The following is a 26,242-nucleotide window of genomic DNA, read 5'->3' as shown; positions in this document are numbered from 1 at the left end:
GCTCGCATCCGCTCACTGCTTGGCTGCCTCCTCGGTCCAGACTCCGGTGGGGTGCTCGTCGACCGGAAGCCACAGACTGGGCTGCGCGCGGCAGCCGGGGCTGGCCTGCTCGTCCGACGGCCAGCGGTGATTCCGGTCGGGCCAGACGAGCTGGACGAAGGGGACCGGGGCCTGGCGGTAGAAGCCGACGGCCGTGCCCAGCAGAGGGCGATGCCAGCTGACGTCGACGGGTTGGACCTGGACGTCGTACCCCTCGATGACACCTGAGAGCAGTGCGCCGGGCTCCGTCGCCGCCCCGCCACGCAGCTCGGCGGCCGCGTCGTTGACCCAGTGCATCAGCCCCTCAAGCTCCAAACCGAACATGACGATCTCCGGGATCCGACAGGAATGCCACAGGCCGACGGTGAATGACCAGCCCGGAATGTCTTCGCCACCGACACCCACCACCTGCCAGCCATGCTTGCGGACGTCCGCCATCACCCGGGACCAGCGCTTCCGCCGCTGTCGGCGCGCCCGAAGGGTCGCCGAGGTCGCGGGATCGCACAGCACACAAGGGCACGATGAGGACACGGTCTGGTCAGTCACCTACGCATCCAAGCAGTCAGGATCAACACCCGCTGGTCGGGGTGCCTCGTGGGCCACCGTGCGAAGGCAACTGCATTGGCCTTCGCCGGTCCCCAGACCCCCGCTCCGGTCGGTATCGACCGGCGCGGGCAGGTCTCGCCGTGGTGCACCGCCGTTCGCGCCGGACGACACCGCCCACCCGTCCCCGTGGCCCGGGCCGCCCGGCGGCTTGCCCTACAGCTTGCTCCCCGAGGCTGCCGACTCCTGCCGGCGATTCCTGCCGCGACCAAGGCCTCCTGGCTACTTCGGGCTGGGACACGAGCAGGAGGCCTGGCCCGCGTCGACGAGGGATCGCCGCGGTCCGCGCGACCGACGCCGAGCAGGCCCGGCGCCGACCGATGCCGGAGCCGCCGCAGTGGTGGATCGAGTACGGCATCCCGGCGTCCGCCGCACCCCGGAGCGGGTGCACACCGGCGACTGCCCAATGGGCAGCCGAGGCCGGCCCGTGACCGCGCAGAACGTCCGGGAGCTCCTGCTGACGGCCTCCGGCGTCATGGCGTGCCCGCTGTGCCGGCCCGACAGCGAACTGGGCCTCCTCGACACCTGACGCCGGCTCGCCGCGCCCGTGTGCCTGCCCGCGCGCGGCAGCTACCCGGGGCGCCGCTGCTTGGGGACCGCCGCCGGCCGCAGGAAGGTGTGCATTTTTCGGGCGCCTGCCGCCGGTGCTGCAGGCCGAAGCGTCCTTCGCCCCGGGCCGACGGCGGCCCGCGCAAGGGCGTGAGCATGTGCGGATTGCGAACTTGCGTGCGAAGAATTCCGCAGAACGGTTGTTACTTGCTCAACTGGTCCGGCCGGGTGAGATGGGCGAGGTGTGCGCCCGGTGGTGCGCCGGAGCGCGCCAACCGGAAGTGCGGCCTCCGGTGCGGATGGATGTAACGGTCAGTGAATGTCAGGGCCACGCTCGGGTGAAATGCGTGCCTCGTGCAGGCGACTGTGACGGATATGTCCGTGTCCGGTAACCGGCGTCGGCGGGAGATGCGCCCGGGGTCGTGCCGGGTCGAGAGTGTGGCCCTCGGCTCAACCGGGCCGACACGACAAGCGCCTTCACCACCGTGTTTCGGCTGGTGGGGGACTGTTCTTGAGGGGCGCCACCTATGTCTTCCGCTTCTTCCTCCGTACGCCGTATCGCGGCCACCGTCCTGGCCGCCGGGGCGATCGTCTCGGCCGCCGCACTGCCGGCCGCCGCCCATGACGGCGACCGCCACCACCAGCAGCGGCCGCGGGTGGAGATCAGCCGGGTCCAGGCCGACAGCCCCGGACGCGAGGACCGCTCCAACCGCTCCCTCAACGCCGAGTGGGTGGAGATCCGCAACACCACCCGCAACCCGATCAACCTCCGCGGCTGGACCCTGCGCGACAACGACGGCAACCGCTACCGCTTCGACAACGTCCGCATCGGTGGCCGTGACACCATCCGGATCCACACCGGAAACGGCCGCGACACCCGCACCGATCTCTTCCAGGACCGCCGCGACTACGTCTGGGACAACCGCTCCGACACCGCCACCCTGCGCGATGACCGCGGCCGCACGGTCGACACCGAAACCTGGGGCCGCCGCCGCTAACCCCCGCGCGCAGGCGGCACCCATGCCGAGAGCCTGCGCGAGGACCCACCCGTAGCCGGACCAGACGGTCACCGCCGCTGACCGGCCGCGAGCACGGGCCGTCGCCCCACCAGGCGGCGGCCCGCACTGCTGCCCGCGATGGGCTGTCCCTGTCCTCCGCCAGGATCGGACGGAGGGGGCTCCGCCGTCGGGTGGCCGGCAACCATCCAGCTGTACTTAGTCGTCCTCCGGGGTATGCCGCAGCCGACTCCCGTTCCCCGCCAGACTCCGCCTGCTTGGTCGCACTGTGCTCACGGCAGCAGCTCGCAGGACCCTGTCGGATGCCGCGGCATCCATGTGCCCGGCCACACCGCATGTCTTACCCACCTGATCGACGCCGACCGCAACGCGTACCTGGCCGGCCTCACCCCCGGCAGCAGCGTCGACCACAGGGGCACCGCCTTCACCCCACTTCTTCTCTCCGAGCTCCTCAACGCGGTTCACGACCCCGCGACGGGACGCCCTCGCTTCGGCACCGTCAGCTTCAACGAGGCGACCTTCGACGGCGATGTTGAGTTCGAGTCTGCGACCTTCGCGGGCGACGCCGACTTCGGTGGGGCCACCTTCACCGGCGGCGCCGCGTTCAAGGCGGTGACCCTCGAGCGTGGCGCCAGGTTGCGGGGGGCGACCTTCATGGACGACGCCGGTTTCGGGGCGGTGACCTTCGAGGGCCATGCCGACTTGCGGCGGGTGACCTTCATGGGTGACGCCGATTTCGAGGCGGCGACCTTCGGCAGTGCCGAATTCAAGTGGGCGGTTTTCAAGGGCTTCGCCGGGTTTAGGAAGGCGACCTTCAAGGGCCAGGCCCGGTTCAGGCTGGTGACGTTCGAGCGCCGCGTCAAGTTCTCCGCGGCGACCATCGGGAGCGGCACGTTCGAGTCGACCATCTTCAAGGATCACGCCGCATTCAGCGCGGCGACTTTCGAGCGCGGCATTGATTTCAAGCATGCGACCTTCGAGGGCGACGCCGATTTCGAGTCGGCGACCTTCGAACGGGCGGTCAATCTGGGGCCGTTAGTGTGTGCCGGGCGGATCCTCCTGTCCGGGGCGACATTCGGTAGGCCGGTCACCCTCCTATTTGCCGCACGCCACCTGGAGTGCCGACGCACCCGCTGGCTGTCCACGGCCGAGATACGTCTGCGCTACACCACGGTGGACTTCGCCCATGCCGTTTTCGAGTACCCCCTCACCATCGCAGCGGAGACAGACCCCTTCCCGCTGCTGTCCAACCTGCATTCGATGCCAGAGACCCTCTTCGCCACCGAACCCAACGCCACGGTGAGGATGGCCTCGCTGCGCGGAGTGGACGCGGCCCACCTCGTCCTGTCCGACCTCGACCTGTCGGAGTGTCTGTTCACCGGAACCGTGCACCTGGACCAAGTGCGCCTGGAGGGCGCCTGCTCCTTCGCCGCAGTGCCGCCCGGCAGACACTGGCGGGTCTGGCGCCCGGTGCAGTTCACCGAGCGCCGCACACTCGCCGAAGAGCACCACTGGCGCGCCCGACGGTCCTCCGCGGTCCCGGGCTGGAACCAGGCCGCCCCCGGGGCCGGGCGGGTCGGGCCGCTGCAGCTGGCGCCGGTGTACCGGGCGCTGCGCAAGGCGTTCGAGGACGGCAAGCACGAGCCGGGTGCCGCCGACTTCTACTACGGGGAGATGGAGATGCGCCGCCATGCCGACGACATCCCCCGCAGCGAGCGAAGGCTGCTGACTGCCTACTGGGCGCTGTCCGGCTACGGCCTGCGGGCCTCCCGGGCCCTGGGCTGGCTGGCGGTCTGCATGCTGGCCACCGTCGTGCTGATGACGGGCTTCGGGCTGCCCGAGGACGACCCGAAGCAGCGGGCCACCGGCATCGTGCCGGCCGGGGGAGGCACGGTGGCCTTCGTGATCGACAAAGCCGATCCCCGAAAACCCACCGGGAACCGGTTCACCACAAAGCGCTTCGAGAAGGCAATGAAGGTCACGCTCAACTCGGTGGTGTTCCGCTCTTCCGGCCAGGACCTGACCACCGCCGGCACCTACATCGAGATGACCTCCCGCCTCACCGAACCCATCCTCCTGGGCCTCGCGATCCTCGCCGTCCGCAACCGCGTCAAACGCTGAAACGACGGCCCCAGCGCATGGCAGACCTCCACCGCGGCCAGGCGGCGACGTCCCCGATGGTCGGGTCGACCTCGTCACCGCGGCGACGCAGCTGCCGCACGGCCAGGTTCTCGACGGCGAAGTCGGGGCGTGGTCGGGAGACCGTCTTTCCGCCGAGGCGCTGCAACGCCGCGCCTTGTCCGGTGGTCGGACCGTCCAGCAGCGGCTGCGTGTCCACTCGTTTGAGTTGAAGTCCTGCGATCCTGTTCGGCTCCTCTTGCTCGGCGCTTAGCGTCGTGCCGGTATCGACCAGGACAGAGGCGCCCGAGGGCAAGGCCGCTGTCAGTGCATCTGAGTGGATGGACCGGACTGCGATGGCACTGGACATGACAGCCGCATCGGAACTGGCGGTGCTGCGGGCTCTGGAGCGAGCGGGAAAGCGCAAAGTTCCACGCTCCGAGCGAGGCAGGTTGAACGTCGTCCCGCCGTGGGAGATCTACACCCACCGACCGCCGGTGGATCCGAGCGATCTCGACAAGGCGCTTGCCAATGCGTGGGGCCTTCCTGCGGCAGTGGGGTTCTCGGAAGAGCTGATCTCTGCTCTGGACGCCTACGCCCGAACTCTCCTCGCCTCCGGCCACGCGTTCAACCGAGATGATCTGCAGCGGGTCCTGGCACGCCTCTGACCGTGTGCGCCGGATGGGTCGGACATGAGCCGTTGGAGTTCGAGATCTCCGTCGTGGTCAGCGAATCCTCCCGAACACCGGCACAGTGCCGACTCGCACCAAGCGCCTTCCGAAACGTGCGTCTCGGGAGGCCGCTGGTGCTGGTGCTCGTCTTCACACCGGTGAGTTCCCGAGTCCAGAAGCCCGTGGGCGCGGTCGACCAAAAGCTCCGCATGATTGAGGGTGTAGGGGAGCGCTGCCACCTCCGGATCGACCCTGATGATCGCGAGAGCGGACCCGGCAGCACATCACGGGTCACTTCGGCTTGCACACGCGCCGGCGCCATGCTCGTACAATGGCCGCGGAAGCGCCGATCACGGCGGCCGCGACAAGGTTTGCGGGCAGCTCCGCCACAAGTCCGTGGACAGCGGTAACCAGCAGTTCGTTCATGAGGGTCCTCCCCTTCTTGGGCACCCGGTGGGTGCTTCGGGACGACCCTTCCCCCGACCTTGGGGCTACGATTCGGCGCTGGGTGGTCACTGCGAACACCCGGACATCGGCCACTCAAACCCGGACACCAGTCCAGTGGTTCTGTACAGTCCTGGATGGTTCTGGACGATGGATTGGAAGTGCCGATGGGACGGCCCGGCATTCTGAAGAAGCCTCAGATCGACGCGGGGCCGTTGAAGGTCCTCATCGAAAGCCTTCATGACCTGCATCTGCAGGTGGGGCGCCCCAGCCTCTCCAAAATCTCCACCAAGTCGGGGAAGAAGACGGATGACGGCTACCTGGGCACGAGCACGATCAGCTACGTGATGTCGGAGCCGCGGCTGCCGGACTCCCACACGATGCAACGGCTCGTCGCGGTGCTGGTGGAGTTCGCGCCCGCCGGTTCGATGAACCTGGACGAGACCACCGTGCGTTTCATCGAGCGGTGGAAGGCGGCTGCGAAAGCGGAAGCCGATCCGCCGCCGAGCCCCCGCGTCCAAGACCTGTTGAAGACGGGCCATGCCTACCTACGGCTTGCCGAGCAGTACCAGAGGGCGGAGCGCATGGCCGGCCGGGTGCTCTCAGAGCGCACCGTCGCCAACGAGTGGGCGTACGTCGCCGAACTCAGTGCTCCACTCCTTGGCGATGAGCACCCGGTCACGGTCGGCGCCCGCGAGCGCGCGAGTGCCAACACTGGCTGATCCGTGGCTGACGCGGGGATCAGTGCCCAGCGCGTCGCCTGTAAGCAAGTGGGTCGCCCCGCGCTGCTCTCGGCGACCCTGGACGCTTACCATTCCCCTGCCCAGTCGACACCGAGTTCGGCGAGTGCGGCGCGCTGGGTCTGGTAGAGCCGGTCGCGGCGCGCTCCTGATTGACCCGCCGCACCCCGACGCGGCGAATTTTTTCATCGGGCATCTCCTACACACCGGCGCGCCCCGGCAGGGCGCCCTCCCGTGCGAGCCCCCGGCCAGCCGGCGCCCGCGAGCCAGCGATGCCCCGCGCCCTGGCAGCTGTAGGACCTCGGGGCCGGGGGAGATGACTGCCGGAGCTCCAGAAGGGCGGGTATCCGGGCATTGGGCGCGGAGGCTTGGTGGGCGTTGTCCGGCAGGTATCGGATCGAAGCCCGGGTCCTGCTGTCTGGCGCACTGCTCGCTTCGATCCCCGCCGCACGGTGCAGTGGGAGGTGGAAGTACTGGCGCCGGACGAACTCCAGCGCATGGTCCTCTCCGCCGTCGACCCGCACATCGACCGCGACGTCCTTGCCCGGCAGATCGCCCGGGAGGAACAGCAACGCCGCACCCTGGGCGAGTTGATGGCTAGATGGCGCGACGGCAGGACATAGGTTCCCGCGGCGCGCCCGCATCGGTGGTTCTGTGTAGGGCATTCCCCTTGCGGGCGCTGAGCCTGGCCGGTTGTCGGTAGCCCACGGCATCATCTGCAGCTGGCCTCCACATCAGCAGTTCCGCCGACCTATCTGGATCGTCTGCGGTCGGACCTGGAAGTGACCGAAGCGGACTTCCTGCAGATCCTGGCGGATTCAGAGATCCGGAACATCGACCCCAACCGCGGCGGCGGCTCCGTGATGTTCATTGCTTTCACTCCTGGGGGTGTCGCTCTGCGTGAGTTGCAGTCCGAAGCCGAGTGATTTCCGAGTGGCAGGGGGAGTCGTGCCGTACCCCTGGCTCTCGTCGCGGAGCAGTACCGTCAGCAGCTGGCTGTTGACTGTCTCGTTGTCGACGGATACCCCCGTGTGCTGGGAGACGGACCGCAGCACGGTTTCCCAGCCCGGGTGTTCCTGGCCTGATGAGATCCGGCTTTGCTCGAGTGCGTCCCACCATGGGTGAGGTGTGGCCGGACGGGTGCCGATCATGCCGGGCTCGAATCGCTCTGCTTGGTGACCGTCGCGCCAGACCTGGAAGATGTTTCGGCCGCGGGCGTCCTTGAGAAGGCTGAAGCTCTCCGTGTTGTGGGAGAGGCGGGCCAGTACGTCGCGTGTGGAACCGACCCAGCCCCATTCCTCGAGGCAGAACGCCCAGCCGTTTCCCGTGCCGACGCGGAGTACGGTCCCCGGGATCGTCTCGTCGCTGATGCGTTGACCAAGCTCTTCCGTCTCCTGCCGCGTCAGGGGCTGTACTTGGTCGGGCTGATGAGCCCCATACCGGGTGAGGAGCTCGGTCGGCGTAATGCCCCGTGTGACGGTCAGGCACCACATGATCTCGTGGTCGGCCCAGGTAGTCGAGGGGCCGGGGTCGGTGTCGTTGCTGTGCACCTTGTCCTCCAATCGGGGCGTTGGGCCCGGGCTACAGCCCGGGCCCTATGCGCGGATGCCGTTGCTATCAGGGGGTGAACACCAGGTCGAACTTCTCGGTGTCCAGGATCCGGTTGTTCTTCCAGAAGCTACCGAGCTTGCCTCCAGCCGACCTGTTCGCCTCCGCGGACATGTTCGCTCGCACGCAGGGCTCGTGCCCAGTGAGCGGCTTGTTAGCGCGTGCCTGGGTGATCACCCACGTCCCGTTTTGGAGTACGGGGATGACGTCCGCGCATTGCGCTCCCTCGCTTCCTCCCTCCAGCGTGCCGGCGAAGGGGAACTCGTCGCACTCATCGTCCGGGTTGATGTCAGGGCGCCGAACGAACGGATCGAGCGTGGTTTCGCAGGTCTTCGCCCGATTGGCCCCGGCCAATCCCTCGCCCCGCGAGAGCGGTGCATTGCCGCGGAGTGCTTGACCGTACTGGTAGACGGCTGAGGCGGCGCCGTGCTTGGAGTCTGAGAGTGAGTACTCCAGGGTTTCCCGTACGGGTGCCCGTGTCCGGTTCCGGCAACGCGCTCGGCTTCCTCGTCACAGCCACCGGTGGCGCGGTGACCGGCTCCGGCACGGTGCACTACAGCGACGGCAGCACCTCGGCGTACACACTCGACGGCGTCGGGGACTGGGAGGTATGCGCTGAAGGCCCTGGCAGACCTCAGGTACCGGATCGCCGGTGTGGGTGCGAACGCGGCCATGGCGGTGCAGGTCGGCCGGATCCCGATGGAGACGGTCGCGACCGCGCTCGGCACGAGCGAGGCCGCCGCCCGCAGGTACGTGAACAGGTACCGCCACCCCTAAGACGGTCTGCGAGGGACAGGTTCTGCGTATCCCGGCCTCGCGCCGGTCGGCCGGTGCCCGGCTTTTCGGCGAAGGCCTGGCGCCGGCGTATGTAAGGGCAGGGTCGGCCGCTTGCGACAGCGTGCTCGATGCCGGGCAGCATGCCGTCTCGGGGGCAGGTGAGGTGTCCTCGGTGCTGGCCGGGTTGCATCGCTCGTCGTCACTCGCCGACTGCCTCGATCTGCTCCCAGTCCGTAGGGGTACCCGGGCCCGCGTAGCGCTCGACGTACTGGAACAGCGTTCCGTCCGAGGGACCCTCGGGCAGTGCGGCCCCGAGCCATACGGCGTCACATTCGTGGCAGACCCATAGGCGCCGCCCATCTTTGACCAGCCGGAATGCCGATGTGTCGCCTACGTTGCACCGCGTGCACAGTGCCACCCATTGCCCCCTTCAGACGGCTTACGTTGTTCCGCAACCATCGCAGGCCAAGAATTCTGGACTCGGGCCGGGTCCCGCCCGGCCCCGCCCGCCGTGGAGCGGAGCGCACGGCGGCCGGACTGTTTCTGTTGTTCGCGGCCAGCAGCGGACGGCGGTGGCGGGCAAAAGGATTCTTCTTGGTGGTGTCGGCCGCGGGGAAGGGCTCTCGGCGCGTTACTGCTGGCTGGCTCCCGTGGTGTAGCGCGGGTCAGGTAGAGGGGAGCCATCCGGCAGTGAAGTCGGCGCTGTGCCGGGCGTGGTTGGCGCGTTGCTCGATGAGCTTGCGAAAGCCTGCCACGGCGTACCACTCCCCGGTGGCATTGCGGGCTCCGGGGACTCCGGCAATGTCGGCCATGCACTGCTGGGGCTGCGGCTGCCACCCAGTGACCAGGACGCGCAGTCCCCGCCGCTCCGCCCGCCGGTGGGCGTCCAGGTGGTTCAGCAGGCCGTCGCGGTCCATAACCGGGACGCCATGCAGGTCCACCAGCAGGTCCCGCACCCCAACCGGGACACCGTCCACCGCCGCGCGGAGGGATTCACCCGCGTACTCGCCGAGTTCGCCGGTGGCGCCGAGCAGGACGGTGCCGCCGCGGTGCTGGACGTCGACAGTGATCAATGCGGACTCCTCGCTCCCAGTCCCACAGGCTTGTGTGCCTGCGGGAGCGCTGCGGGAGTGGGCGGCCGGGACGGCCATCACCGACGTCAAGGCGGAGTTGTCCGGCGTCCTCGACCTCGACGGGCTGGAGGAGCTGCAGATGGCTCTCCGCCACGCTTACCGGCTGCCGGAGCCTGCGGGCGAGTCCTTCAAGGAGGCACGCTTCGCCGTGGGGCTGCCCCTGCACCGGGTCTCCTACTGACGCCGGCAGGTGCGCGCGGAGCACGCTGGCGCAGCCGGTGGGCTCGGCGCCGCGGCCCGGGGTGCGCAACCGGTTGCGTGTCCGGTCGCTGAAGGGCTGGGACGCACACCGCTCCGGGGGTTCCATCCGGTCCCCCGGATCTGCCCGGGGCGGACCCACGTCCTGGCACCTGATGTTCCGTGCTGTGGGCGGCCCGCGGGTGGCGGATGTAGCCGTGTGGTGGCAGCGTCAGGTGTCAGGACCAGCTCGCCATGCCCCTCCGGCTGACCCGACGGAAAGCCCCCCATCCGGGCCAGGTCTCACACAGTGTCGCGTTCGAGGACTGCGGCCGTCCGGCCCGCGCCGCCCCGATTGGCCGGGCGAGAGCACTCTGTCCGGGTGGGGTTCACTCCTCGTCCCGCGCGCCGACACCCGGCCCCGCACGGTCAGGGGATGCAATGGCGACCGCTGTGGAGCGGCCATCGGACGGGCTGCTCCCGGCCCCCGTGGCGCTGTCGACCGCGGGCAGGCCCGGCAGCCGTCACACGTCGCCGGCACCGCCCCCGGTCGGCAGCACCTGGCCACCTCATTCGCACGCCGACGGGGCGGGCCAGCGACGCTCTCGCTGTCAGTGGTGCGGGCACCAGGGGTCGTCGCAATCCGCAGGGTCGGGCAGTTCGGGGTGGAGCATCTTTCGGACGCAGCGCCGCAGTCCCGTCTCACGGGATCCGCCGGCGGCGGCCATCCAGGGTAGGGCTTCCATGGCGTGGGCGCGCTCTTCGGTGGCGAGGTCGTCGACGGTGGCGCGCAGGTCGTCGGGGGCGGGTTCGCCGGTGAGGCAGAGCCAGCCGATCGCGGCGGCGAGGCGGACCTCGGGCGCCGGTGTCCGGTCCTCCCACCGCTCTCGTATCCGCGCGGTGGTCGGCGGGTGGGGATGGGTGCGGGCGGCTTCGGCGGTGGTGAGGACCAGGGCAGCTCGGACGACCGGGTCCGGCTCGGCGGCGAGCCGGGTACGGAAGGACGCACGGACCGCATGCTCGGAGTCGGTGGCGGTGGCCAGTGCGTAGGCGGCGTCGATACGGATTGCGGGGTCGGGGTCGTCGTCGAGAAGGGGTTGCAGGAGGGCGGTGTCGGCGGTGATTGCGGCCCGGGCGGCGGCGACCGACCAGCCCGCCGGGCAGCCGGTTACCTCCACGCCGTACTCGTCGTAGTCGTCGTACCGGGTGCTGGCGCGGTGGAGCAGCAGTTCCTCGCGGGAGGCGATACCGAAGTGGCGGGCGCGGGCCGGGCAGGAGACCTCGGCGAGCGCGGCGGCGCGGTGGGGGTGGCGGTGTCGGCGGCGATCCGGATCAGGAACGGCACAGCGAGTACGGCGGCGGCCCGCATGCCGTCGGCGCACATGCCGCCCACCACGCCCGCTCCTCTGCACGAGGTGGCCGCCATCGCGGCCGCGCTGCAGGAAGGCCGGTGGGCTCCCGCCCACCACGCGGTCGCCGACCTGCGCGACCCGCTCTCCCGACTCGACGACTTCCTGCCCCACGACCACGCGACAGTCCACGACCGGGATCAGGACCTGCAGGCTTTCCTCACGCCCGAGCGTCTTGCCGCCCTGCTCGCGGCGGCCGGCCACCCCCTCGCCCTGGTGCGTACCCTCCTCGAGCACGGCAGTGTCGACGCTCTCCGCGTTCAAGCGCAGGACCAAGTCCGCGCGGACCTGCGGGAGTTCGCCCGGACCGTGGGCGGACGCGATGACCTCCCGCACCGGCGCCCGCCCCGAGGACGTCGAGCGATGCTGGCAGGCCTTCCTGCGACGGTTCGATGTGGAGCACACCTTCCGCCTGCTCAAGCAGACGCTCGGCTGGACTCGCCCCAAGCTCCGGAACTCCGAAGCGGCCGACCGCTGGACCTGGATCGTCCTGGCCGTACACGCCCAGCTCCGGCTCGCCCGCCCGCTCGCACGGGATCTCCGCCGGCCCTGGGAACGGGCGGCGGAACCGAACAGACTCACACCTGCCAGCGTCCGGCGCGGGTTCAGGAACCTGCACACGAAGACGGGCACGCCAGCCCGTGCACCGAAACCACTCGGCCCGGCCCCGGCCGACCACTCGGATCGAAGAACAGGCAGCCCGCCACCCGCTACGACGTCGGACGAGTCCTCGCCACCGGCGAGTCCTACACCCGACCCGCACACCACAACGTCGGCACCAAACCCCGCAGGACAGGCTGACAAGCGACATCGAGCATCAGCACACTGAGCACATGCGATACGAGGAGAAGGCAAAGCTCGCCGTCGCGAGAGCCCTGGTCCCGGTGGCCATCCTCGTCGCCTCGCCAGTGCTGCTGATAGCCGGAGCGCCGGTCCGTTGCCGATACCTCCGCTATGTCTACCGGGATGAGGCCCCACCGATCCTGGACAAGCAGCAGGGCCGAATCAGTGTCCACTGGTTCGTGGTCACCAGCGCTCTTCTCGGATGCCTCTGCTGGCCCACAGAGTCGCTCGCCCGACTCATCTCGCGCCGAGGTTAAACGGCAAGCTAACTCGGCCTCGGCATGCCGGGGGCGTAGGCGCGCTCGATGGCGCCGTCCCCGGCGATCGTCTCCCATTGGACGACGGTGGTGCCGTCCAGCCGTTGCAGGGCGTAGCGGTCGGACGGGTACCAGATGGACAGGGCGCTCTCGTAGCCCCTGCCGAACTCGCGCCTGACCGAGACCGTCTTCTCGGTGGTCTCGGTGGTGGACTGGGAGACCTTGGTGCGCAGCTGGTTGGTGTAGGTGGTGCTGAGGGAGGCGGAGAAGCCTTTGAAGCCGTAGCTGGCCTCGGCGGTGACCGAGATGCTGGTGGTCCGCTCGACCTCGGTGGCGTTATTGGTGGACACCCCGACCTTAACCTCCTGGGTTTCGGTGACTGCGGAGACCCCGCTGTTGTTGAAGAAGTACTTCAGCCGGTAGAAGCCGAAGCGGCAGACGATGTACCAGGGGCTCTCGCTTGCCTGGAGTCGCCGGTCGTTCTCGAACAGAGGGTCGTTGACCAGTACCGACGGCAGCAGGGTGGCGCCGATCAGGACTTCGGTCGTGGTCTCCGGACTCGGCCTGGAGAAGCTGGTCGCCTGGGGAGGGTCAGTGAGGAAGTTCGTGGTCGGACCGATCTGGGCGCCGGTGACCGCCGGATAGGACGACTCGAACTCCAGGCTCCACAGATGCCTGTCCCCGTCTATGGGGGACGCGTACAGCCTGACGCTCCCGTTCGGGGCGGCGGACGCGTATCCGCCGCCGTTGTGGCTCACGATCGTGTAGTAGCCGCTTCCGGACGGCCGTAAGACGAAGGTCTGGCTGTTGATGACGTTCTGGTCCGCGTTCCGGTCCACTCCGCCGAGGTTCAGCCGTACTCCACCGAAGAAGGACGGCAGGCTCCCGGGCCAGTAGTTGTCGTTGGTCAGCACCAGACCGCCCAGCTTCTGCTGGATTATGTACCGGTCGTTGTCCAGGCCCAGCAGATGCCAGGTCTGCGACAGGAGTCCGTTGCCCCCGCTCTCCAAGGGGTAGACGGTGGCGTAGGACGTCGGCGAGAAGTCGGCCGAGGTGAGGTACTGGCCCGTTCCCTTGTTCTTCAGCCGGTAAGCGTATCCCGGCAGCGGTGCGACCGACATGGGGTTCTCCTCCTGTGATGTGTTTCACCGGACCCTCACATCCTGTACCGCCCACCACCGGTCTCAATAGACGCCCGCACGCCATCCACATGGTCCTGAATGTCCGGCGGAACCCGCTTGACAGCAACCCCGCCCCACCTGACACGAACATGCTCTCTATCTGCGGGAATGTGTCCGACGGGTCTCGCAAACGGTCCTTTGCACGAACCGGACCGGCGGGCAGCCGGGAGGGTCCGCGAGACCCCTCATTCGTTCTCAGAACCCGTTCTCACTCAAAGGGGTGCGAGACCGGCTACCCCGCCTACCAGCACGACGGGTGGGTGGTCACCTACAGCCCGACCGGCGAAGCCGAAGACCACGAGGAGATCCACTCCACTCCGGTCCGGCCGCCGCCGACCTGGACACCGACGCCGCCGCAGCCATCGCGGCGATCCGGGCGCCCTCCGGGACGCGTACGCCTCCACCGGTCTGGCGACCGTCCACACCTACATGGACCTCAGCGAACACGCGGACGCACCGACGGCCGTCGACCGAGGCGTGGAGCTCGTGGCGGAAGCCGCCCGCATCCCCGGCCACGAAGCGCCCATCCAGGCCGCCTTTACCAACGCCGTCGCCAACGTCCTGCACGCCGCGACCGCCGACCACCACGACGCCACCGCCATCCTCCACCGCGCCCTGACCTACACCCGCACCACCCAGCGCCCAGCCCCCGTCAACGGACTGGACGACACGGCATTCGCCGGGGCGATCCCCACCCTTCCCAGTGCGGGTCCCCACCCCAGCGACCTCCTCACCGACAAGGAGGCCGGAGCGCTGCTCGGTATCGACCCCTCCACCGTCCGCGCCTACGCCAGCACCGGCTACCTGCCCAAGGGCACCGACCGACACGGCCGGACCTGGTGGCCGCGCCACGCCGTCGAGGCCCGACGCGACGCAGGCGACCGGCGGCACCACAACCCCGGCCAGCGGCCGGGCGACCCTCGCAACCGAGCACCACGTCCCCGCCACGACCCGCGTATCGCCGAGATCGCCGAACTGACTCGCCGGTCACCCCTCACCACCTCCGAGATCGTCCACCGATACGCAGTCAGCACCCGCACCGCGCAGCGGCTCCTCGCAGCAGCACGCCAGCACGCAACAGGGTGACCACCCGCGGTGGAGCACCATCCCGACGGAGCTCCACCACTGCCCCGCACCCACCGTCCCAAGTCCGCGCGGGCCCGGCATCACCATTCCGGTCCCGCGCCGCACGCTCCGACCACGGCGGCAGCGGTCACCGAAGGCGGTCATGGAGCGCCGGTGTTGATCCGTCGCGTTGGCCAGGACACGGCTACCGGAGCGACGCCCCGCAAAGCTGCGTGATCGCCGGACTCGTGACGCCGTGAGAGGCCCGGCAGAGTTCCGCCATGTCCAGCTGCCCCGGCACCCGGCCGGGCTGCGACCGCCGAGGAACCGAGGGCACCGGCAGCCGTACCTTCTTCGCCCTCGGCTTGCCCTGCGGAACACCAACCGCCGAACGCGGGCGCTTCGGCTTCGCCGCCGCCGTCCTCTTCTGCTCGACTCGTACCCGGGTCTGCGGACGCTCCTTCTGCTGCACCGGTTGTGACACCTGCCGGGGGCGAGCCGCCGGCTTCTCCTCGGCGGGGGCCGCCGCGACAGTCGCCGGGGCCGCGACGGATGCGGGCGCAGGCTCCGAAGGCAGTGCCGACAGCGGCAACGCGCGCTCCTGCCCAGGTGGGTCCGTGGCTGAGTCCGTGGCCGACGTCGGAGCAGCGATGCCCGAGGGTGCACGGGGTGGCTTGTCGTCGGCGGGGGCGACGGAGACGCACCCCGACGAGGCCAACAGGACGGCAATCAGCAAGGGCAGGGTCCGGCGGCGCATCCGACCACTGTGGCGCACCCGGGCCAGCGGGCTCCCACGGCACGCCCTGCGCCGCCTGTCTCGAAGCGATCGGCCCCCTGCCGGATATGCCGGTTCGCCTGCGGTCGGCCGCTGCGCGTCACCAGAATCGGCGCCATGCTCGACTGGATCCCCGCATGGGGGAGTGCCGCACTGATCTCGATGGCGACGACCATCTTCACCGGCCGCTACATCTCGCCATTGCTGGAGGTCCGCAACCGGCGCTTCCAGACGAAGATGCAGGCGCAAGAGAAGATCACGACCAACGCCCTGTCCATCCTGACCGCCGTGATCAAGCTGCGGGAGGTGCAGGTTCCCGACGGCGTCACCGACACGCTCCGAGCCGCTCTCACCGAGGAGCGCGACAGGTGGCACCGGCAAGTCGACGAGGCTACTCAACACCTCACCGACCACGCGCAGAAGTTCGTCTTCACCTTCCGCGGCTCCATCGGGGAGCTGGGGATGCGCTGCTGCGGGACGGCCCGCTGATCTGGATCTCCGACCGGACCGAGGAGACCAAGCTGCGCCACCTCCTGGAGATCACCGAGCACTTCCACACCTTGTTCTTCGGGAGGCCGGGGCCGGTCGGCGCCTACCAGCCGCTAGCCATGGCGGTCTGCGCCATGGCCCGCTCCTCGGCAACGCGGCCCCGCAGTAAGGAGACCCACGAGGCGGCCGCCGCCGTCTCCTCGCTCCTGGTCATCGTCCGACCGCTCCAGTGCGCTCCGCAGCGGAGCCCGCGGCCGCGCGCACCCGGCGGGCGGCCGCGGGCGTCGCCGCGTACGGCTCGATGCGCGCAACGAGTAACGCCAGCGCCTTGACGATCTGGCCGGTGCGGTCGGCCCACTCCGTGGCCGAATCAGTGTGCTCCCAGGCGGCCGGGTCGTCCAGGGAGAGCCCCGAGCGGCTTGAGGCACTGGGCGGTGTCGTCCAGGGCCAGGCGCAGCGCGGCCGCGACCGCGTCGTCGGCCAGCGGGTCGGAAATCCGACCCGTCGCGCTCGTCTCGGGGCGCGGGGCGGGTACCTGCTGGCCGGAGTGGAGGCGGATGTACCCCGTCGTGCGGGGCTTGCCGGCGGCGGTGGTGGGGGAGTCGTGCAGCTGCTTGGACGGCAGCCATCGCCCGCGGCGGCCGCGACCGTCCTCGCCGACGGTCTCGACCCACACCTTGCCGGTGTAGAGGAGCCCCGGGCTGCCGGCATCCTTCGCGACGCGGATCACGACGCTCTCGATGCCGAGCGGGGGCCGGGCAGCGTAGTACTCGTCGCCCTTCCGGAACGTGGGGCGTGGGTCTGCACGTACTGCTCCTCAGCGTGTGGGTGGTCAGGATATCGCGGGCTTCTGCGCCCCTGTGGTGGTGTCAGTCATCGAATCGCGTTGAAGTAGTTGGAGTGCTGGTGCCAGGCCTCGGCGTGGAGCCAGAGCAACTGGGCTCTCGCATTTTTGAGTTGTCCGTGATCAGACAGGCTTCGGCGTAGCCGACGGTCCAGCCGAGGGAGCGGTGGAACCCTATTGGGGCGAGCGAGTTCGCCGACTCGTTCGGCGAATGTGGATGAACGTCGAACAGGACGAGGGGCCGACGGTTACGGTGGGATCGCTCTTCCTAACCACGTTCATCCACGTCCCGTATGAAGGAGCCGTCATCCGTATCACCGTCTGTGTCGAGAATCCGACCTCCGAAGTCCTCGCGGACCTCGACGCCTTCCTCACCAAGCACGCCGCCGTTGTACAGACCGACACCACGTGGACGCCGGCGCGGGCCCGCGACTACTACGAGGAACTGCCGGCCCGCGCCAAGACCATCGTCCGCGAGGCACTCCGCCGTGGCGGCCGCGTGCCGGCCGACGCCCTGCGCACGGACGATGGCAAGGGCCTCAACGGCCACGCCAACGGCCTCAAGACCACCCTGACCAAGGGGGTCGAGAAGCAGCTGTGGCCGCACGGCATGCAGCAGCCGATCCTCGGCATCGGCCCCGGCTACGGCAAGGTCCAGGGCTACCGCATCCGCGACGAAGCCCTCCCCGCCTTCTGCGAAGGCCTCGCCCACCTCCTCGACCAGCAGGGAGACGGCGCGTGACCGGCCGCAACGCCGACCACGCGCCCGCGCCCGGGGTCGCCGACCCAGCCACCGGCGAGATCCGAATCCTCGCGCGCCGCTGCACTACCTGCGTGCTTAACCCCGCCCGCACCGCGATCCCGCTCCCGCCCGGCCGCCGCGAGGAGTTCGTCCGCGAGGCCCGCTACGCCGAGGACGGCTACGTCGTCTGCCACCAGACCTTCGGCGACGACGTCCCGCCCGGCACCCGTGCGGCCATCTGCCGCGGCTACGCCAACGCCTACGACCTTCCCCCGGCCGTCCAGGAAGCGCTCGACCTCGGCATCGGACACCTCGTGGAAGTACCCGAACCCGCTCCCGCCCACCCCGCCGGGCAGCAACCGGCGCGGTAGGGCGGGAGCGCGGAGAGAGGGCGCACCGAAGCTTCGCACGCACTTCCCAATCGATATTTTTTCGATGCCCTTTCGGGGGCGCCGGGCGCCCGTTCTCCTCCGCGCGGCACCGGCGCGGGGAGAGCGCGGGAGGAGGACGGGCCGTTCCACAGCGTGCCGCCCTCGGCGCCGGCCCCGCACAGGCCACGCGGAGCCAGTGCGGGCTGGCTGCCGAGGAAAGGCTTCGGCCCCGATACCCCCACACCCGGCGGCCGGCGGCGCGCAGGCCGAACCGGTCGGCGGCGTGCTGGGCGGCCAGCATCCGGTCGACGGTGGCTGGGGCGGGGCTCGAACACGGCGGTCCTACCGCGGCTGGGAGACGGCGGCCGCGTCCTTGGATACCAGCTCGGTGGCGAGCGCCGCGAGGTCTTCCACGGTGAGGCCGGAGCGCTCGGCCAGCTCCCCGAGGGGCAGGCGGGCGCCGGAGACCAGGGACTCCTGGGCGCCCGCCCCGGCCACCAGCCCATCACCGACGCCCTCCAGCGCGCCATGTCGGCGGTCACCCGGGGCGCGCCCGGCCCCGACGCCGTCGAAGCCCTCTCCCCCGGCAAGGCCGCACCCGACGCCGCACCCGCCGCCGGCGACGCCTCGGACGCCCTCGCCGTCGGTGGCCGTCCTCCGTCCTCCCGCCCCAGGGGCTCGTCGAGGCCGCCGACGAGAAACAGCTCTCCAAGACGATCGCCCGCTACGGCCGTGTTGATCTGCTCTGTATCGACCTATGCCGAGACCGCGACTATGCCGACAATCTGCTGGCGAGGGTTGCATCCTCGCCTGTCTGGTCTGCGTTTGAGACGTCGAGATGGAAGGGTGATCCGTTGGCGAGAGGCGTCCATCCCTGCGCGAGGGCGGTCCGGATGGCCTGGGCGACATCAGCGGGAACGACCGGCTTGGTCGTCAGACCGAACCAGTTCTCGGGGTGGTGCCAGCCGGTCTCGATGACGAGAACGGTTCCCGGGACGGTGGCGTCCTCGACCGCGAACGTCAGCGGACCCCATCCGTTTGACTGGCAGTAGGTCGGCTTGTGGCGGACGCGCCAGCGGTAGGTGACGCCGTCCACGACGATGCGCCGGGAACCCTTCTTGACCAGCGCCACCGTCTGCTCCTTCGACCGCCCGTAGTGTCGCTCCGACACTCCCAGCCCGCCCTCGGGGAAGCAAACCATTTGAGTTTCCTCGGCATAGTCACAAGCGGTCGAGGAAGGCCAAGACCTTGTCGGTGGGCCGATAGCGGCCCGGCCGGGTGGCGACGGGCGCAGTCAGCGCGAGCGCCTTCTCCTTGATGGTCATGTCGGCGTGGACGTAGGCGTCGGTGGAGCGGACGCCGGCGTGGCCGAGCCAGAGCGCGATGACCGTGGTGTCGCCGCCGGCCTGCAGCAGCGACATCGCGCAACTGTGCCGCAGGACGTGCGGGTGGATGCTCTTGTCCAGGAGGGATGCGCAGGCTTGCGCGGCAGCCTGTGCGTGGATGCTCAGACGCTGTGCAACGGCGTCGCGACTGAGGCGCCGCCCGGCCCGGGTGCAGAACAGAGGGTCGGCACCGACTCCTACCGCCTCGCCAGCACCCGAGTACGTGCTGAGCACGCTGCAGCCAGCTGACTGGCCCCAACATGCCGCGAGCTGCCCCAGATCTTTCCCCCGCTGGTGGATCAGAGTCCTCCTGCGTCAGGGGAGGCCCGGTGCGTCCTCGAACAGCCTGCGAGCGAAGCGGAACCTCTTCTCACAGTTGTTGATTCCTGTTGGTTCTATTGCTCTTTTGGTCGATGGCTCCTACGTTGCTCGGCCATCGAGGCACTTCGGATGGGTGCCTTGTCTCCTTCTCCCTTCGGAGGTATCGGTCATGAGAATCAAGACGGCGACGCGCGGCTTGGAGCAACCGCAGGATGCGGGCAACCACCTCGGGCGGGACAGGATCGTCATGACCGACGGGGCTCAGCTGGCTTCATCGACACGGCATACCCCCGACCGACGCGATGCCTTGCCTCGCCGGATGGACCTTCAAGGCGCTTCGTGACCCGGCCTGGAAGTTGGCCGTGATGGCCCCGATCGGGGCCCGTCCTCGAACCGGTATGCCGCAACCCCGCAGTCCCAAGGAGCATCTCCCCATGTCTGAGCTCAACCCGCGCCCGTCCACGGCCGGCGGCGAGCCCGAGATGTCCCGCCGGGGCGTACTGAGAGCGGTCTCCGCGCTCGGTGCGGCGTTCGCGCTGTCCTCGCTGCCCGAGTTCACGCCCACCGCCACGGCGGTCACGCGGCCGGGCGCCCTGTCGCTCTTACCCGAAGGCGAGGCGGTCGCTCTGTGGTACCGCTCGCCGGGGCGGGCGGACAGGATCATTGAAGAGGGGCTGCCCATCGGCAACGGGCGGCTCGGCGCCCTGGTGTCCGGCGACCCGGCCCGGGACGTGCTCGTGCTCGCGGACGCCACACTGTGGACCGGGCACGCCAACGCCGTGCTTCAGTCCGATGGCCAGTTCCCCTACGGCACCGACGACTTCGGCGCCTTCGGCATGCTGGCCAAGGCCTTCCTCAAGATACCCGCCCACACCGGATCGGCGGTCGGTGACTACCGCCGCTCCCTCGACATGAGCAACGGCCTGGTCAGCGCCTCCTACCAGGTGGGCGGAGTGACGTACCGGCGCGAGGTGTTCTCCAGCCACCCCGACGACGTGATCGTCGTGCGACTGTCGCAGAGTGGCGGCGGTTCCTACTCGGGTTCGTTGACGCTCGCGGGCACGCGGGGTGAGACGGTGACGTCGAACGCCGACGCGGCCGAGGCGTCGTTCGCGGCGGCGCTGCCCAACGCCCTGAGGTACGCGACCCTCGTCAAGGCGGTCGGCGCGGGCGGCAGGGTCTCGGCGACGGGCGCGAAGGTCACGTTCACCTGCTGCACCGAGGTCGTGCTGATTCTCTCCGGCGGCACCAACTACAAGGCCGACGCCTCCGTCGACTACAAGGACTCCGCCTTGGCGCCTGTGACCGTGGCCCGCACCAAGGCGACGGCCGCGGCGGCGGCGACCGGCACGGTGCTGCTCGCGACGCACGTCGCGGACTTCCAGCGGCTCCAGCAGCGCATGTCGGTGAACCTGGGAACATCGACGGCCGCGCAGCGGGCGCTCGACACCCCGGCACGGCTCGCAGCCCGGGCGGCGGCCGCCGCCGCGCCCGACCCGGAGCTGGAGGCCGCCTACCTGGAGTTCGGCCGCTATCTGACGATCACCGGGTCCAGGGACAGCCTGCCGACCAACCTCCAGGGGCTGTGGATCGACAGCAACACTCCTGAGTGGATGAGCGATTATCACACCGACATCAACGTCCAGATGAACTACTGGCTGCCCGACCGGGCGGGCCTGCCGGAGTGCTTCGATGCGTTCACCAAGTATTGCGTCGCCCAGCTGTCCGGCTGGCAGGACAGGACGAAGAACCTCTTCCAGGACTCCCGCAACCGGTTCCGCAATACCTCGGGCAAGGTGGCGGGCTGGGCGCTGGCCATCTCCACGAACGTGTGGGGCGGCAACGGCTGGTGGTGGCACCCGGCCGGCAACGCCTGGGTGTGCAACTCGCTCTACGAGCACTACGAGTACACCCAGGACACCGCCCACCTCGCCAAGATCTATCCGCTGCTCAAGGGCGCCTGCCAGTTCTGGCAGGCCCGCCTGATCACGACGACCGTGACCGACTCCGTGACCGGCATGGTCCGCCAGGTCCTGATCGACGACCACGACTGGTCCCCGGAACACGGCCCCGAGAACGCCCGGGGCATCACCTACGCCCAGGAACTGGTCTGGCAGCTGTTCAACAACTACCGCGCCGCCGCTGCCAAGCTCGGCACGGACACCGAGTACGCCTCCACGATCGGCGGCCTCCAGGCCAGGCTGTACATGCCTGAGGTCAGTACGACGAGCGGCCGGCTGGAGGAGTGGATGAGCGACGACAACCTGGGCGAGACAACCCACCGGCACCTCTCCGCCCATATGGGGCTCTTCCCCGGCGACCGCATCAACCTCCAGGACTCTCCCGCCTCGCTCGTCGCCGGCGCCGCCAAGCTCCTCGAAGCACGGGGAACGGACAGCTTCGGCTGGGCCACCGCATGGCGTGCCGCATGCTGGGCCCACCTCAAGCACGCCGACAAGGCGTACCAGTGCGTCGTGAACGTGCTGAAGCCCTCCGTCGGCTTCGGCAACGGCTCCGCCGCCAACCTGTTCGACATGTACAGCCTCGGCGGCAGGTCGGTCTTCCAGATCGACGCCAACTACGGCACGCCCGTGGCCATGCTCGACATGCTGGTCCAGTCCCGCACGGTAGCCGGCCCCGGACGCGTCGAGTTCCTGCCTGCCCTGCCGGACGCGTGGGCCGCGTCCGGGTCGGTCACCGGCGTCGGCGTCCGAGGCGGCCTCACCGTCGACCTTCGCTGGACCGCCGGACAGGTCGTCGGCGCTACGCTCCGCGGCCCGGCCGGCCGGCCGGCCGGTCGACCACGGTCGTCTTCGGCGATTGGAGCGAGACGGTCACCATCCCCTCCGGCGGTTCCGTCGCCGTCGCACCACCTGCCCAGCACACCGTCTTCCAACTGATCAACCGGCACAGCGGAATGGCCGTCGACGCCCCCGGCGCCTCCACCAGTCCCGGAACCGAACTCATCCAGTACACCCCGAACAGCTCTGCGGCCAGCCAGTGGTTCCGCTTCATCCCCCTGGGCGGCGGCCTCCACGACATCCGCACCCTCCACGGCAGCACCGCCCTGTCCTGGGACATCAGCGGCGGTGGCACCGCCGACGGCGCGAGACTGGTCCAGTGGAACCCGACCTACGCCGACAACCAGCGGTGGAAGGTGAGCGACACCGGCGACGGACACGTCACCCTCACCTGTGCCCGCAGCGGCAAGGTCCTCGGCATCACCGGCCGATCGACCTCCGACGGCGCCACGCTCGAACAGCAGACCCCTGACGGCAGTGCTCAGCAGCAATGGCGTCGCGTCCGCCGACAAGTCGGCGAACTCTGAGATGACGTGGAGCAGAACGCTGTGGCCTGCGGCCCCACAAGGATGGCGGGCCGCAGGCCTGGCAGCATCTGGCGATGATTCGGCCGCGGGTCAGGTCGGCTCTGGCCGCCTTTCAGTCATCACCAATCGGACAGAGATATGTGATCAGCCGACCAACCCGGTTCAAGTGAAGGGCAGCTGCAGTGGACCCCGCCAGCAAATCCACGACCCACCGCGGAAGCCGTACTCGCAGGTGCCGACGGGCTTCGCACCTGAAGTGGCGGCCGGGGCAACGCGGCACGCGGTGGTCACCGTCGTCGCGCCCGCTGAGCGGCAGCGCCTGACCGCTGACCCAGCTGTTGGAGCATGACCGCCTACTGGCTGCGCTGCGCCGCTCGCCCGTTTCGGGCGCAGCCCAGGGTTGGGGAAGGCATGCTGCGGTTGCCTCACTGTGCCTTGGCTTACGCCCTGTGGGCGCCCGCCCGGCGCTTTGCTGCCCTGGAGCGGCTGCGGAGGACGAGGACAAGGCCTGCGGCGAGCAGCGTACTGCCGAAGGCGAGGACGACCGGGGTCTGGCTGGAGGTACCTGTCTCGGCCAGGGGCGGGGCGTCGTTGTCAATGTCCGTGTCGGTTCCGGTGTCCTGGGGTACTTCGACCGGCGCGCCGGATGCAGAGCCCGCCGTGGCCGGTTCCGTCGTCTGTGCCGATCCGGGTGCCGCTGCGGTGGGTTCGGGCGAGGGCTTCGCCGTGGTGTCCGGAGCCGCTTGCAGGGAGGTCGTGGCTGGCTGGGGGGATCCGGGGGAGAGGGGGGTGATGCTGATGTCGTCGTAGTAGTTCACGACGTCCGGCGTGCTGTCCGGCTTGTGGCCCTTCCAGGCCTGCCAGTTCGGGCGGTACAGGCCGATCTTGTGGTAGGGAGCGGTGTCCTGGTGGTAGCTGTTGGGGCCGTGGTGCGATCCCACCTGGGTCCCGTCGAGCCGGGCGGTGATGGAACCGGCGGTGGTGGCCGTGGACCAGGTGATGTCGAAGGACCACTGGTTCCAGCGGCCGAGCTGTACCGGGCCCAGGTCGTACTTGACCTCGTGCGCCGGCTGCTTGCTTTCGTCGACCTGCTCCGAGGCCGTCTTCCAGTGCACGATCATCATCCAGCGGTCGTTCTTGACGCCGAGGACAACCGCAGGGGACGTTCCCGTGCCTCCATGCCATTGGGAGACGATGGTCTGGGCCCCGTACGGGGTCCAGTCGGCGGGGAGGTAGTTGGCGAAGGTGTACCTGTAGCTGCCGTACGGCACACGCAGTGTGGCTATCTCGGTGCGGTAAGATTTTCCGTCGTTTGGCATGACGAACTTGACGGCCTTGCCACTACGGCCACCGGGCGCCCGGGTGACACTCACGGTTCCTGTGCCGTCGATCCCCTTGCGCTGGAACGCGGCGGTGGTACCCGACTCGAACCCGTCCTTGAACGGGACGGGAGTGAGCGCACGGTCGGCAAGGGCCTCGGTGGCCCCGAATCCCACCACCAAGACGGCTGCCAATGCTGCGCCGGCCTGACGTCGATGGGTGTAACGCTGGAACATGAATCGTCCTTGAGATGAGGGGGCGACTGCGGCGGGGCGGTGGCCGATGGGCAGGAGTCAGGACTTGGCGACGGCCGCCCGGGAGGACGGCTCTGCATGACAGAACACAACCCTGCAGAAACAAACGCGTTCACACGCGCTGGCATATGAGATCGTTTCCGGCCACTCAGAGTCAAGGGCGTGCGGAAGGCCGAGATTCGCTCGTGATGTTCCGGCGTGTCAGGGCGTCAACCGGTGCGTCGACTCATGCTGGGTGACGGCCGCTCTGAAGGCAGTGGTCTCCAGTGGGCAGTAGGGCACTCCATGGAGTACCTGCCCTGGTGGATCGTTTGACGCCGTTGGCTGAGATGAGTTTGTGACGGCGCTTGGGCCCCTGTCACGCGATGTTGGTCGGTGGCTCGTTCTCGTAGTTGCTTCGCAAGTCACCAAAGTGAACTCGCCGCCACTATTGAACAGAAGTAAACAAGATTCGGCGTAGGTAGTTGACATGGTCGTGTGCGACGAGATCTGGCGGTGGCGGTGGCGGTGGCGGCGGGTGCGGTGGTGTTCGGCGGTGCGTCGGCGGCGTCCGCCGACGCGGGTGCGCAGAGTGTGCCCACCCACATTCCGGTCAACGCCTGCGGCAACACCGTCAGCATCATCGGGCTGCTGAACCCGTCGTTCGGCAACACCTGCATCAACGCCTGATCCGGCACCACCCGGAAGGTTCCGGTCCGCGCTGCCGAGTAGACGCGGCGGCGCGGACCGGGTGACCCGCCCGGCCACAGGGCAGGGGCGTGTCGGCACGTCTCTGCGGTGAGCCGCAGGTCGGGCGGCTGCGGCTGCCACCCACAGCACTCCCGCCGACGCCCCGCCCCATGCAACCCGGCAATGACCTGCCGTGGGCAAAGGGACTGACGAGTCGTCTCTCACAGCGCCGCACTACCGCCAGCAAGACTCCAGGCGAGCACAGAGGGGCAGCTCAGCTCCGCGCGGAGTCGCGCCCACCGCCACCACGGCGTCCGCGCCGCGCCCGAAGGTGCAGGACGGGGGAGACGTCGGACGGACCCCGACGGGGCGAGCGGCTGGCACAGCGGCTCCGTCCCCCGGACCCCGGGTCCGTCCTGGCAGCCCCACCCCTTCAACCCTCAGACAGACGCTCAAGGGGAGCACTGATTATGAACAGCATGAAGAGCCGCCGTACCGCAATCGCCGTTGCCGCAGCTGCCGTGCTGCCCCTCTCCCTCGCCGCCTGCTCCGACACAAAGGCCGCCCCGCCCGCAGCTGCCGGGGACCAGGCCAAGACCGGTGAGAGCACCCCGGCGGACGATTCGATGACCGGCGATCAGCCGTTCGGTGCGGCCTGTGCCGGTGTCCCGAAGGAGGGGGCGGGTTCGTTCGACGGCATGGCCAAGGACCCGGTCACGACCGCCGCCTCGAACAACCCGGCGCTGTCCACGCTGGTCGCCGCGGTCAAGCAGGCCGGTCTCGTCGACACCCTGAACAATGCGAAGGGCATCACGGTCTTCGCTCCGACCAACGATGCCTTCGCGAAGACCCCGAAGGCCGATCTCGACAAGGTCCTCGCCGACAAGGCCGCGCTGACCAAGATCCTCACCTACCACGTGGTCGGCCAGAGGCTCGCCCCGAAGCAGCTGTACAACGGCTCCTTCGAGACGCTGCAGAAGGGAATGGTCACCACAGCCGGCTCCGAGGAGTCCTACAAGGTCAACGACGCCTCGAGGGTGGTCTGCGGGAACGTGAAGACGGCCAACGCCAACGTCTACATCGTCGACACGGTCCTGATGCCCCAGTAGCCGGC

The 26,242-nt window shown here is 69.2% G+C and carries 28 protein-coding genes and 2 pseudogenes; 18 read left to right on the top strand and 12 right to left on the bottom strand.

Annotation, left to right across the window (positions count from 1 at the left end; genetic code table 11):
* Window positions 1–12: 12 nt before the first annotated feature.
* Complete coding sequence (locus tag E6U81_RS34275; RefSeq protein ID WP_240804178.1) at window positions 13–477, bottom strand: DUF4262 domain-containing protein; 465 nt, start codon at window positions 475–477, stop codon at window positions 13–15.
* Here E6U81_RS34275 and E6U81_RS41835 point away from each other — a divergent pair.
* The 3 genes from E6U81_RS41835 to E6U81_RS34260 all read left to right on the top strand — a co-directional run bounded on the left by E6U81_RS41835 (window position 362) and on the right by E6U81_RS34260 (window position 4,328).
* Window positions 362–1,171 (top strand): DUF6233 domain-containing protein, encoded by an 810-nt coding sequence (locus E6U81_RS41835; RefSeq protein ID WP_346766194.1) that lies wholly within the window; start codon window positions 362–364, stop codon window positions 1,169–1,171. The two genes, E6U81_RS34275 and E6U81_RS41835, sit on opposite strands and share 116 nt — an antisense overlap.
* 547 nt (window positions 1,172–1,718) lie before the next feature.
* The gene (locus tag E6U81_RS34265) at window positions 1,719–2,189 is read left to right on the top strand and encodes a lamin tail domain-containing protein (protein ID WP_136229177.1); all 471 of its coding nucleotides are present in this window, start codon (window positions 1,719–1,721) and stop codon (window positions 2,187–2,189) included.
* Between the two features lie 336 nt (window positions 2,190–2,525).
* Window positions 2,526–4,328: a pentapeptide repeat-containing protein gene (locus E6U81_RS34260; protein WP_240804175.1), complete on the top strand. Its 1,803-nt coding sequence runs from the start codon at window positions 2,526–2,528 to the stop codon at window positions 4,326–4,328.
* Here the strand turns inward: E6U81_RS34260 and E6U81_RS34255 are convergent.
* Window positions 4,318–4,545 carry a hypothetical protein gene (locus tag E6U81_RS34255; RefSeq protein ID WP_136233899.1) on the bottom strand — a complete coding sequence of 76 codons (228 nt, stop codon included), beginning with the start codon at window positions 4,543–4,545 and terminating at the stop codon, window positions 4,318–4,320. The two genes, E6U81_RS34260 and E6U81_RS34255, sit on opposite strands and share 11 nt — an antisense overlap.
* Window positions 4,546–4,681: 136 nt before the next feature.
* On the opposite strand from E6U81_RS34255, the gene E6U81_RS34250 reads away from it, so the two are divergent.
* A complete protein-coding gene (locus E6U81_RS34250; RefSeq protein WP_240804174.1) occupies window positions 4,682–4,993 on the top strand; it encodes a hypothetical protein in 312 nt (103 codons plus the stop codon).
* 294 nt (window positions 4,994–5,287) lie between these two features.
* On the opposite strand, the gene E6U81_RS41830 is transcribed toward E6U81_RS34250, so the two are convergent.
* On the bottom strand, window positions 5,288–5,422 hold the full coding sequence (locus E6U81_RS41830) for a hypothetical protein (RefSeq protein WP_276615836.1): 135 nt from the start codon (window positions 5,420–5,422) through the stop codon (window positions 5,288–5,290).
* A 155-nt stretch (window positions 5,423–5,577) separates the two neighbouring features.
* Between E6U81_RS41830 and E6U81_RS34245 the strand changes: the two genes are divergently transcribed.
* A complete protein-coding gene (locus E6U81_RS34245; protein ID WP_136233898.1) occupies window positions 5,578–6,162 on the top strand; it encodes a hypothetical protein in 585 nt (194 codons plus the stop codon).
* A gap of 482 nt (window positions 6,163–6,644) precedes the next feature.
* Window positions 6,645–6,803 (top strand): hypothetical protein, encoded by a 159-nt coding sequence (locus E6U81_RS40220; RefSeq protein WP_168714814.1) that lies wholly within the window; start codon window positions 6,645–6,647, stop codon window positions 6,801–6,803.
* 195 nt (window positions 6,804–6,998) lie between these two features.
* On the opposite strand, the gene E6U81_RS41420 is transcribed toward E6U81_RS40220, so the two are convergent.
* Window positions 6,999–7,730 (bottom strand): DUF6461 domain-containing protein, encoded by a 732-nt coding sequence (locus E6U81_RS41420; RefSeq protein ID WP_240804173.1) that lies wholly within the window; start codon window positions 7,728–7,730, stop codon window positions 6,999–7,001.
* A gap of 712 nt (window positions 7,731–8,442) precedes the next feature.
* Here E6U81_RS41420 and E6U81_RS41825 point away from each other — a divergent pair.
* Window positions 8,443–8,565, top strand: coding sequence for a hypothetical protein (locus E6U81_RS41825; RefSeq protein ID WP_276615835.1), 123 nt, complete (start codon window positions 8,443–8,445; stop codon window positions 8,563–8,565).
* A gap of 665 nt (window positions 8,566–9,230) precedes the next feature.
* Here E6U81_RS41825 and E6U81_RS34235 read toward each other — a convergent pair.
* Window positions 9,231–9,638, bottom strand: coding sequence for an STAS domain-containing protein (locus tag E6U81_RS34235; RefSeq protein WP_136233896.1), 408 nt, complete (start codon window positions 9,636–9,638; stop codon window positions 9,231–9,233).
* A gap of 34 nt (window positions 9,639–9,672) precedes the next feature.
* On the opposite strand from E6U81_RS34235, the gene E6U81_RS34230 reads away from it, so the two are divergent.
* On the top strand, window positions 9,673–9,879 hold the full coding sequence (locus tag E6U81_RS34230) for a hypothetical protein (protein ID WP_136233895.1): 207 nt from the start codon (window positions 9,673–9,675) through the stop codon (window positions 9,877–9,879).
* A 607-nt stretch (window positions 9,880–10,486) separates the two neighbouring features.
* On the opposite strand, the gene E6U81_RS41415 is transcribed toward E6U81_RS34230, so the two are convergent.
* Window positions 10,487–11,620 (bottom strand): hypothetical protein, encoded by a 1,134-nt coding sequence (locus E6U81_RS41415; protein ID WP_240804179.1) that lies wholly within the window; start codon window positions 11,618–11,620, stop codon window positions 10,487–10,489.
* On the opposite strand from E6U81_RS41415, the pseudogene E6U81_RS41410 reads away from it, so the two are divergent.
* Window positions 11,613–12,085 (top strand): annotated as a pseudogene (locus E6U81_RS41410) (transposase); the annotation flags it as partial. The gene E6U81_RS41415 and the pseudogene E6U81_RS41410 overlap by 8 nt on opposite strands.
* A gap of 307 nt (window positions 12,086–12,392) precedes the next feature.
* Here E6U81_RS41410 and E6U81_RS34210 read toward each other — a convergent pair.
* Window positions 12,393–13,505, bottom strand: a complete 1,113-nt coding sequence (locus tag E6U81_RS34210) for a hypothetical protein (RefSeq protein ID WP_136233893.1) — start codon at window positions 13,503–13,505, stop codon at window positions 12,393–12,395.
* Window positions 13,506–13,994: 489 nt separating this feature from the next.
* On the opposite strand from E6U81_RS34210, the gene E6U81_RS34205 reads away from it, so the two are divergent.
* The gene (locus E6U81_RS34205; RefSeq protein WP_136233892.1) at window positions 13,995–14,651 is read left to right on the top strand and encodes a helix-turn-helix domain-containing protein; all 657 of its coding nucleotides are present in this window, start codon (window positions 13,995–13,997) and stop codon (window positions 14,649–14,651) included.
* An 871-nt stretch (window positions 14,652–15,522) separates the two neighbouring features.
* Window positions 15,523–15,894, top strand: a complete 372-nt coding sequence (locus E6U81_RS34200; RefSeq protein WP_136233891.1) for a hypothetical protein — start codon at window positions 15,523–15,525, stop codon at window positions 15,892–15,894.
* Window positions 15,895–16,264: 370 nt separating this feature from the next.
* Here E6U81_RS34200 and E6U81_RS34195 read toward each other — a convergent pair whose 3' ends face one another.
* A complete protein-coding gene (locus E6U81_RS34195; RefSeq protein ID WP_136233890.1) occupies window positions 16,265–16,624 on the bottom strand; it encodes a hypothetical protein in 360 nt (119 codons plus the stop codon).
* 331 nt (window positions 16,625–16,955) lie between these two features.
* On the opposite strand from E6U81_RS34195, the gene E6U81_RS34190 reads away from it, so the two are divergent.
* Both E6U81_RS34190 and E6U81_RS34185 read left to right on the top strand, forming a co-directional pair.
* Window positions 16,956–17,480 carry a hypothetical protein gene (locus tag E6U81_RS34190; RefSeq protein ID WP_136233889.1) on the top strand — a complete coding sequence of 175 codons (525 nt, stop codon included), beginning with the start codon at window positions 16,956–16,958 and terminating at the stop codon, window positions 17,478–17,480.
* Complete coding sequence (locus E6U81_RS34185; protein ID WP_136233888.1) at window positions 17,477–17,851, top strand: hypothetical protein; 375 nt, start codon at window positions 17,477–17,479, stop codon at window positions 17,849–17,851. The genes E6U81_RS34190 and E6U81_RS34185 overlap by 4 nt, the downstream gene beginning before the upstream one ends.
* 342 nt (window positions 17,852–18,193) lie before the next feature.
* Here E6U81_RS34185 and E6U81_RS40205 read toward each other — a convergent pair whose 3' ends face one another.
* Window positions 18,194–18,349: a hypothetical protein gene (locus tag E6U81_RS40205; protein ID WP_168714817.1), complete on the bottom strand. Its 156-nt coding sequence runs from the start codon at window positions 18,347–18,349 to the stop codon at window positions 18,194–18,196.
* A 179-nt stretch (window positions 18,350–18,528) separates the two neighbouring features.
* Here E6U81_RS40205 and E6U81_RS34175 point away from each other — a divergent pair.
* Window positions 18,529–18,606, top strand: a pseudogene (locus tag E6U81_RS34175) (AAA family ATPase); the annotation flags it as partial.
* A 17-nt stretch (window positions 18,607–18,623) separates the two neighbouring features.
* Here E6U81_RS34175 and E6U81_RS34170 read toward each other — a convergent pair.
* On the bottom strand, window positions 18,624–18,983 hold the full coding sequence (locus E6U81_RS34170) for a hypothetical protein (protein ID WP_136233887.1): 360 nt from the start codon (window positions 18,981–18,983) through the stop codon (window positions 18,624–18,626).
* An 88-nt stretch (window positions 18,984–19,071) separates the two neighbouring features.
* A complete protein-coding gene (locus E6U81_RS34165; RefSeq protein ID WP_206310098.1) occupies window positions 19,072–19,470 on the bottom strand; it encodes a tyrosine-type recombinase/integrase in 399 nt (132 codons plus the stop codon).
* 521 nt (window positions 19,471–19,991) lie between these two features.
* Between E6U81_RS34165 and E6U81_RS34160 the strand changes: the two genes are divergently transcribed.
* On the top strand, window positions 19,992–22,457 hold the full coding sequence (locus E6U81_RS34160) for a glycoside hydrolase N-terminal domain-containing protein (protein ID WP_206310097.1): 2,466 nt from the start codon (window positions 19,992–19,994) through the stop codon (window positions 22,455–22,457).
* Window positions 22,458–22,474: 17 nt separating this feature from the next.
* On the top strand, window positions 22,475–22,885 hold the full coding sequence (locus E6U81_RS40655; RefSeq protein WP_206310096.1) for an RICIN domain-containing protein: 411 nt from the start codon (window positions 22,475–22,477) through the stop codon (window positions 22,883–22,885).
* Window positions 22,886–23,325: 440 nt separating this feature from the next.
* Here E6U81_RS40655 and E6U81_RS34155 read toward each other — a convergent pair whose 3' ends face one another.
* A complete protein-coding gene (locus E6U81_RS34155; RefSeq protein ID WP_168714816.1) occupies window positions 23,326–24,384 on the bottom strand; it encodes a polysaccharide lyase in 1,059 nt (352 codons plus the stop codon).
* Window positions 24,385–24,936: 552 nt separating this feature from the next.
* Between E6U81_RS34155 and E6U81_RS34150 the strand changes: the two genes are divergently transcribed.
* Window positions 24,937–25,128, top strand: coding sequence for a chaplin (locus E6U81_RS34150; protein ID WP_136233884.1), 192 nt, complete (start codon window positions 24,937–24,939; stop codon window positions 25,126–25,128).
* Between the two features lie 470 nt (window positions 25,129–25,598).
* A complete protein-coding gene (locus E6U81_RS34145) occupies window positions 25,599–26,237 on the top strand; it encodes a fasciclin domain-containing protein (RefSeq protein WP_136233883.1) in 639 nt (212 codons plus the stop codon).
* Window positions 26,238–26,242 lie beyond the last annotated feature (5 nt).

This window comes from Streptomyces sp. A0592 (assembly GCF_004795115.1).
Lineage (GTDB): Bacteria > Actinomycetota > Actinomycetes > Streptomycetales > Streptomycetaceae > Streptomyces > Streptomyces erythrochromogenes.
This window is presented reverse-complemented; position numbering and strand designations above follow the sequence as displayed.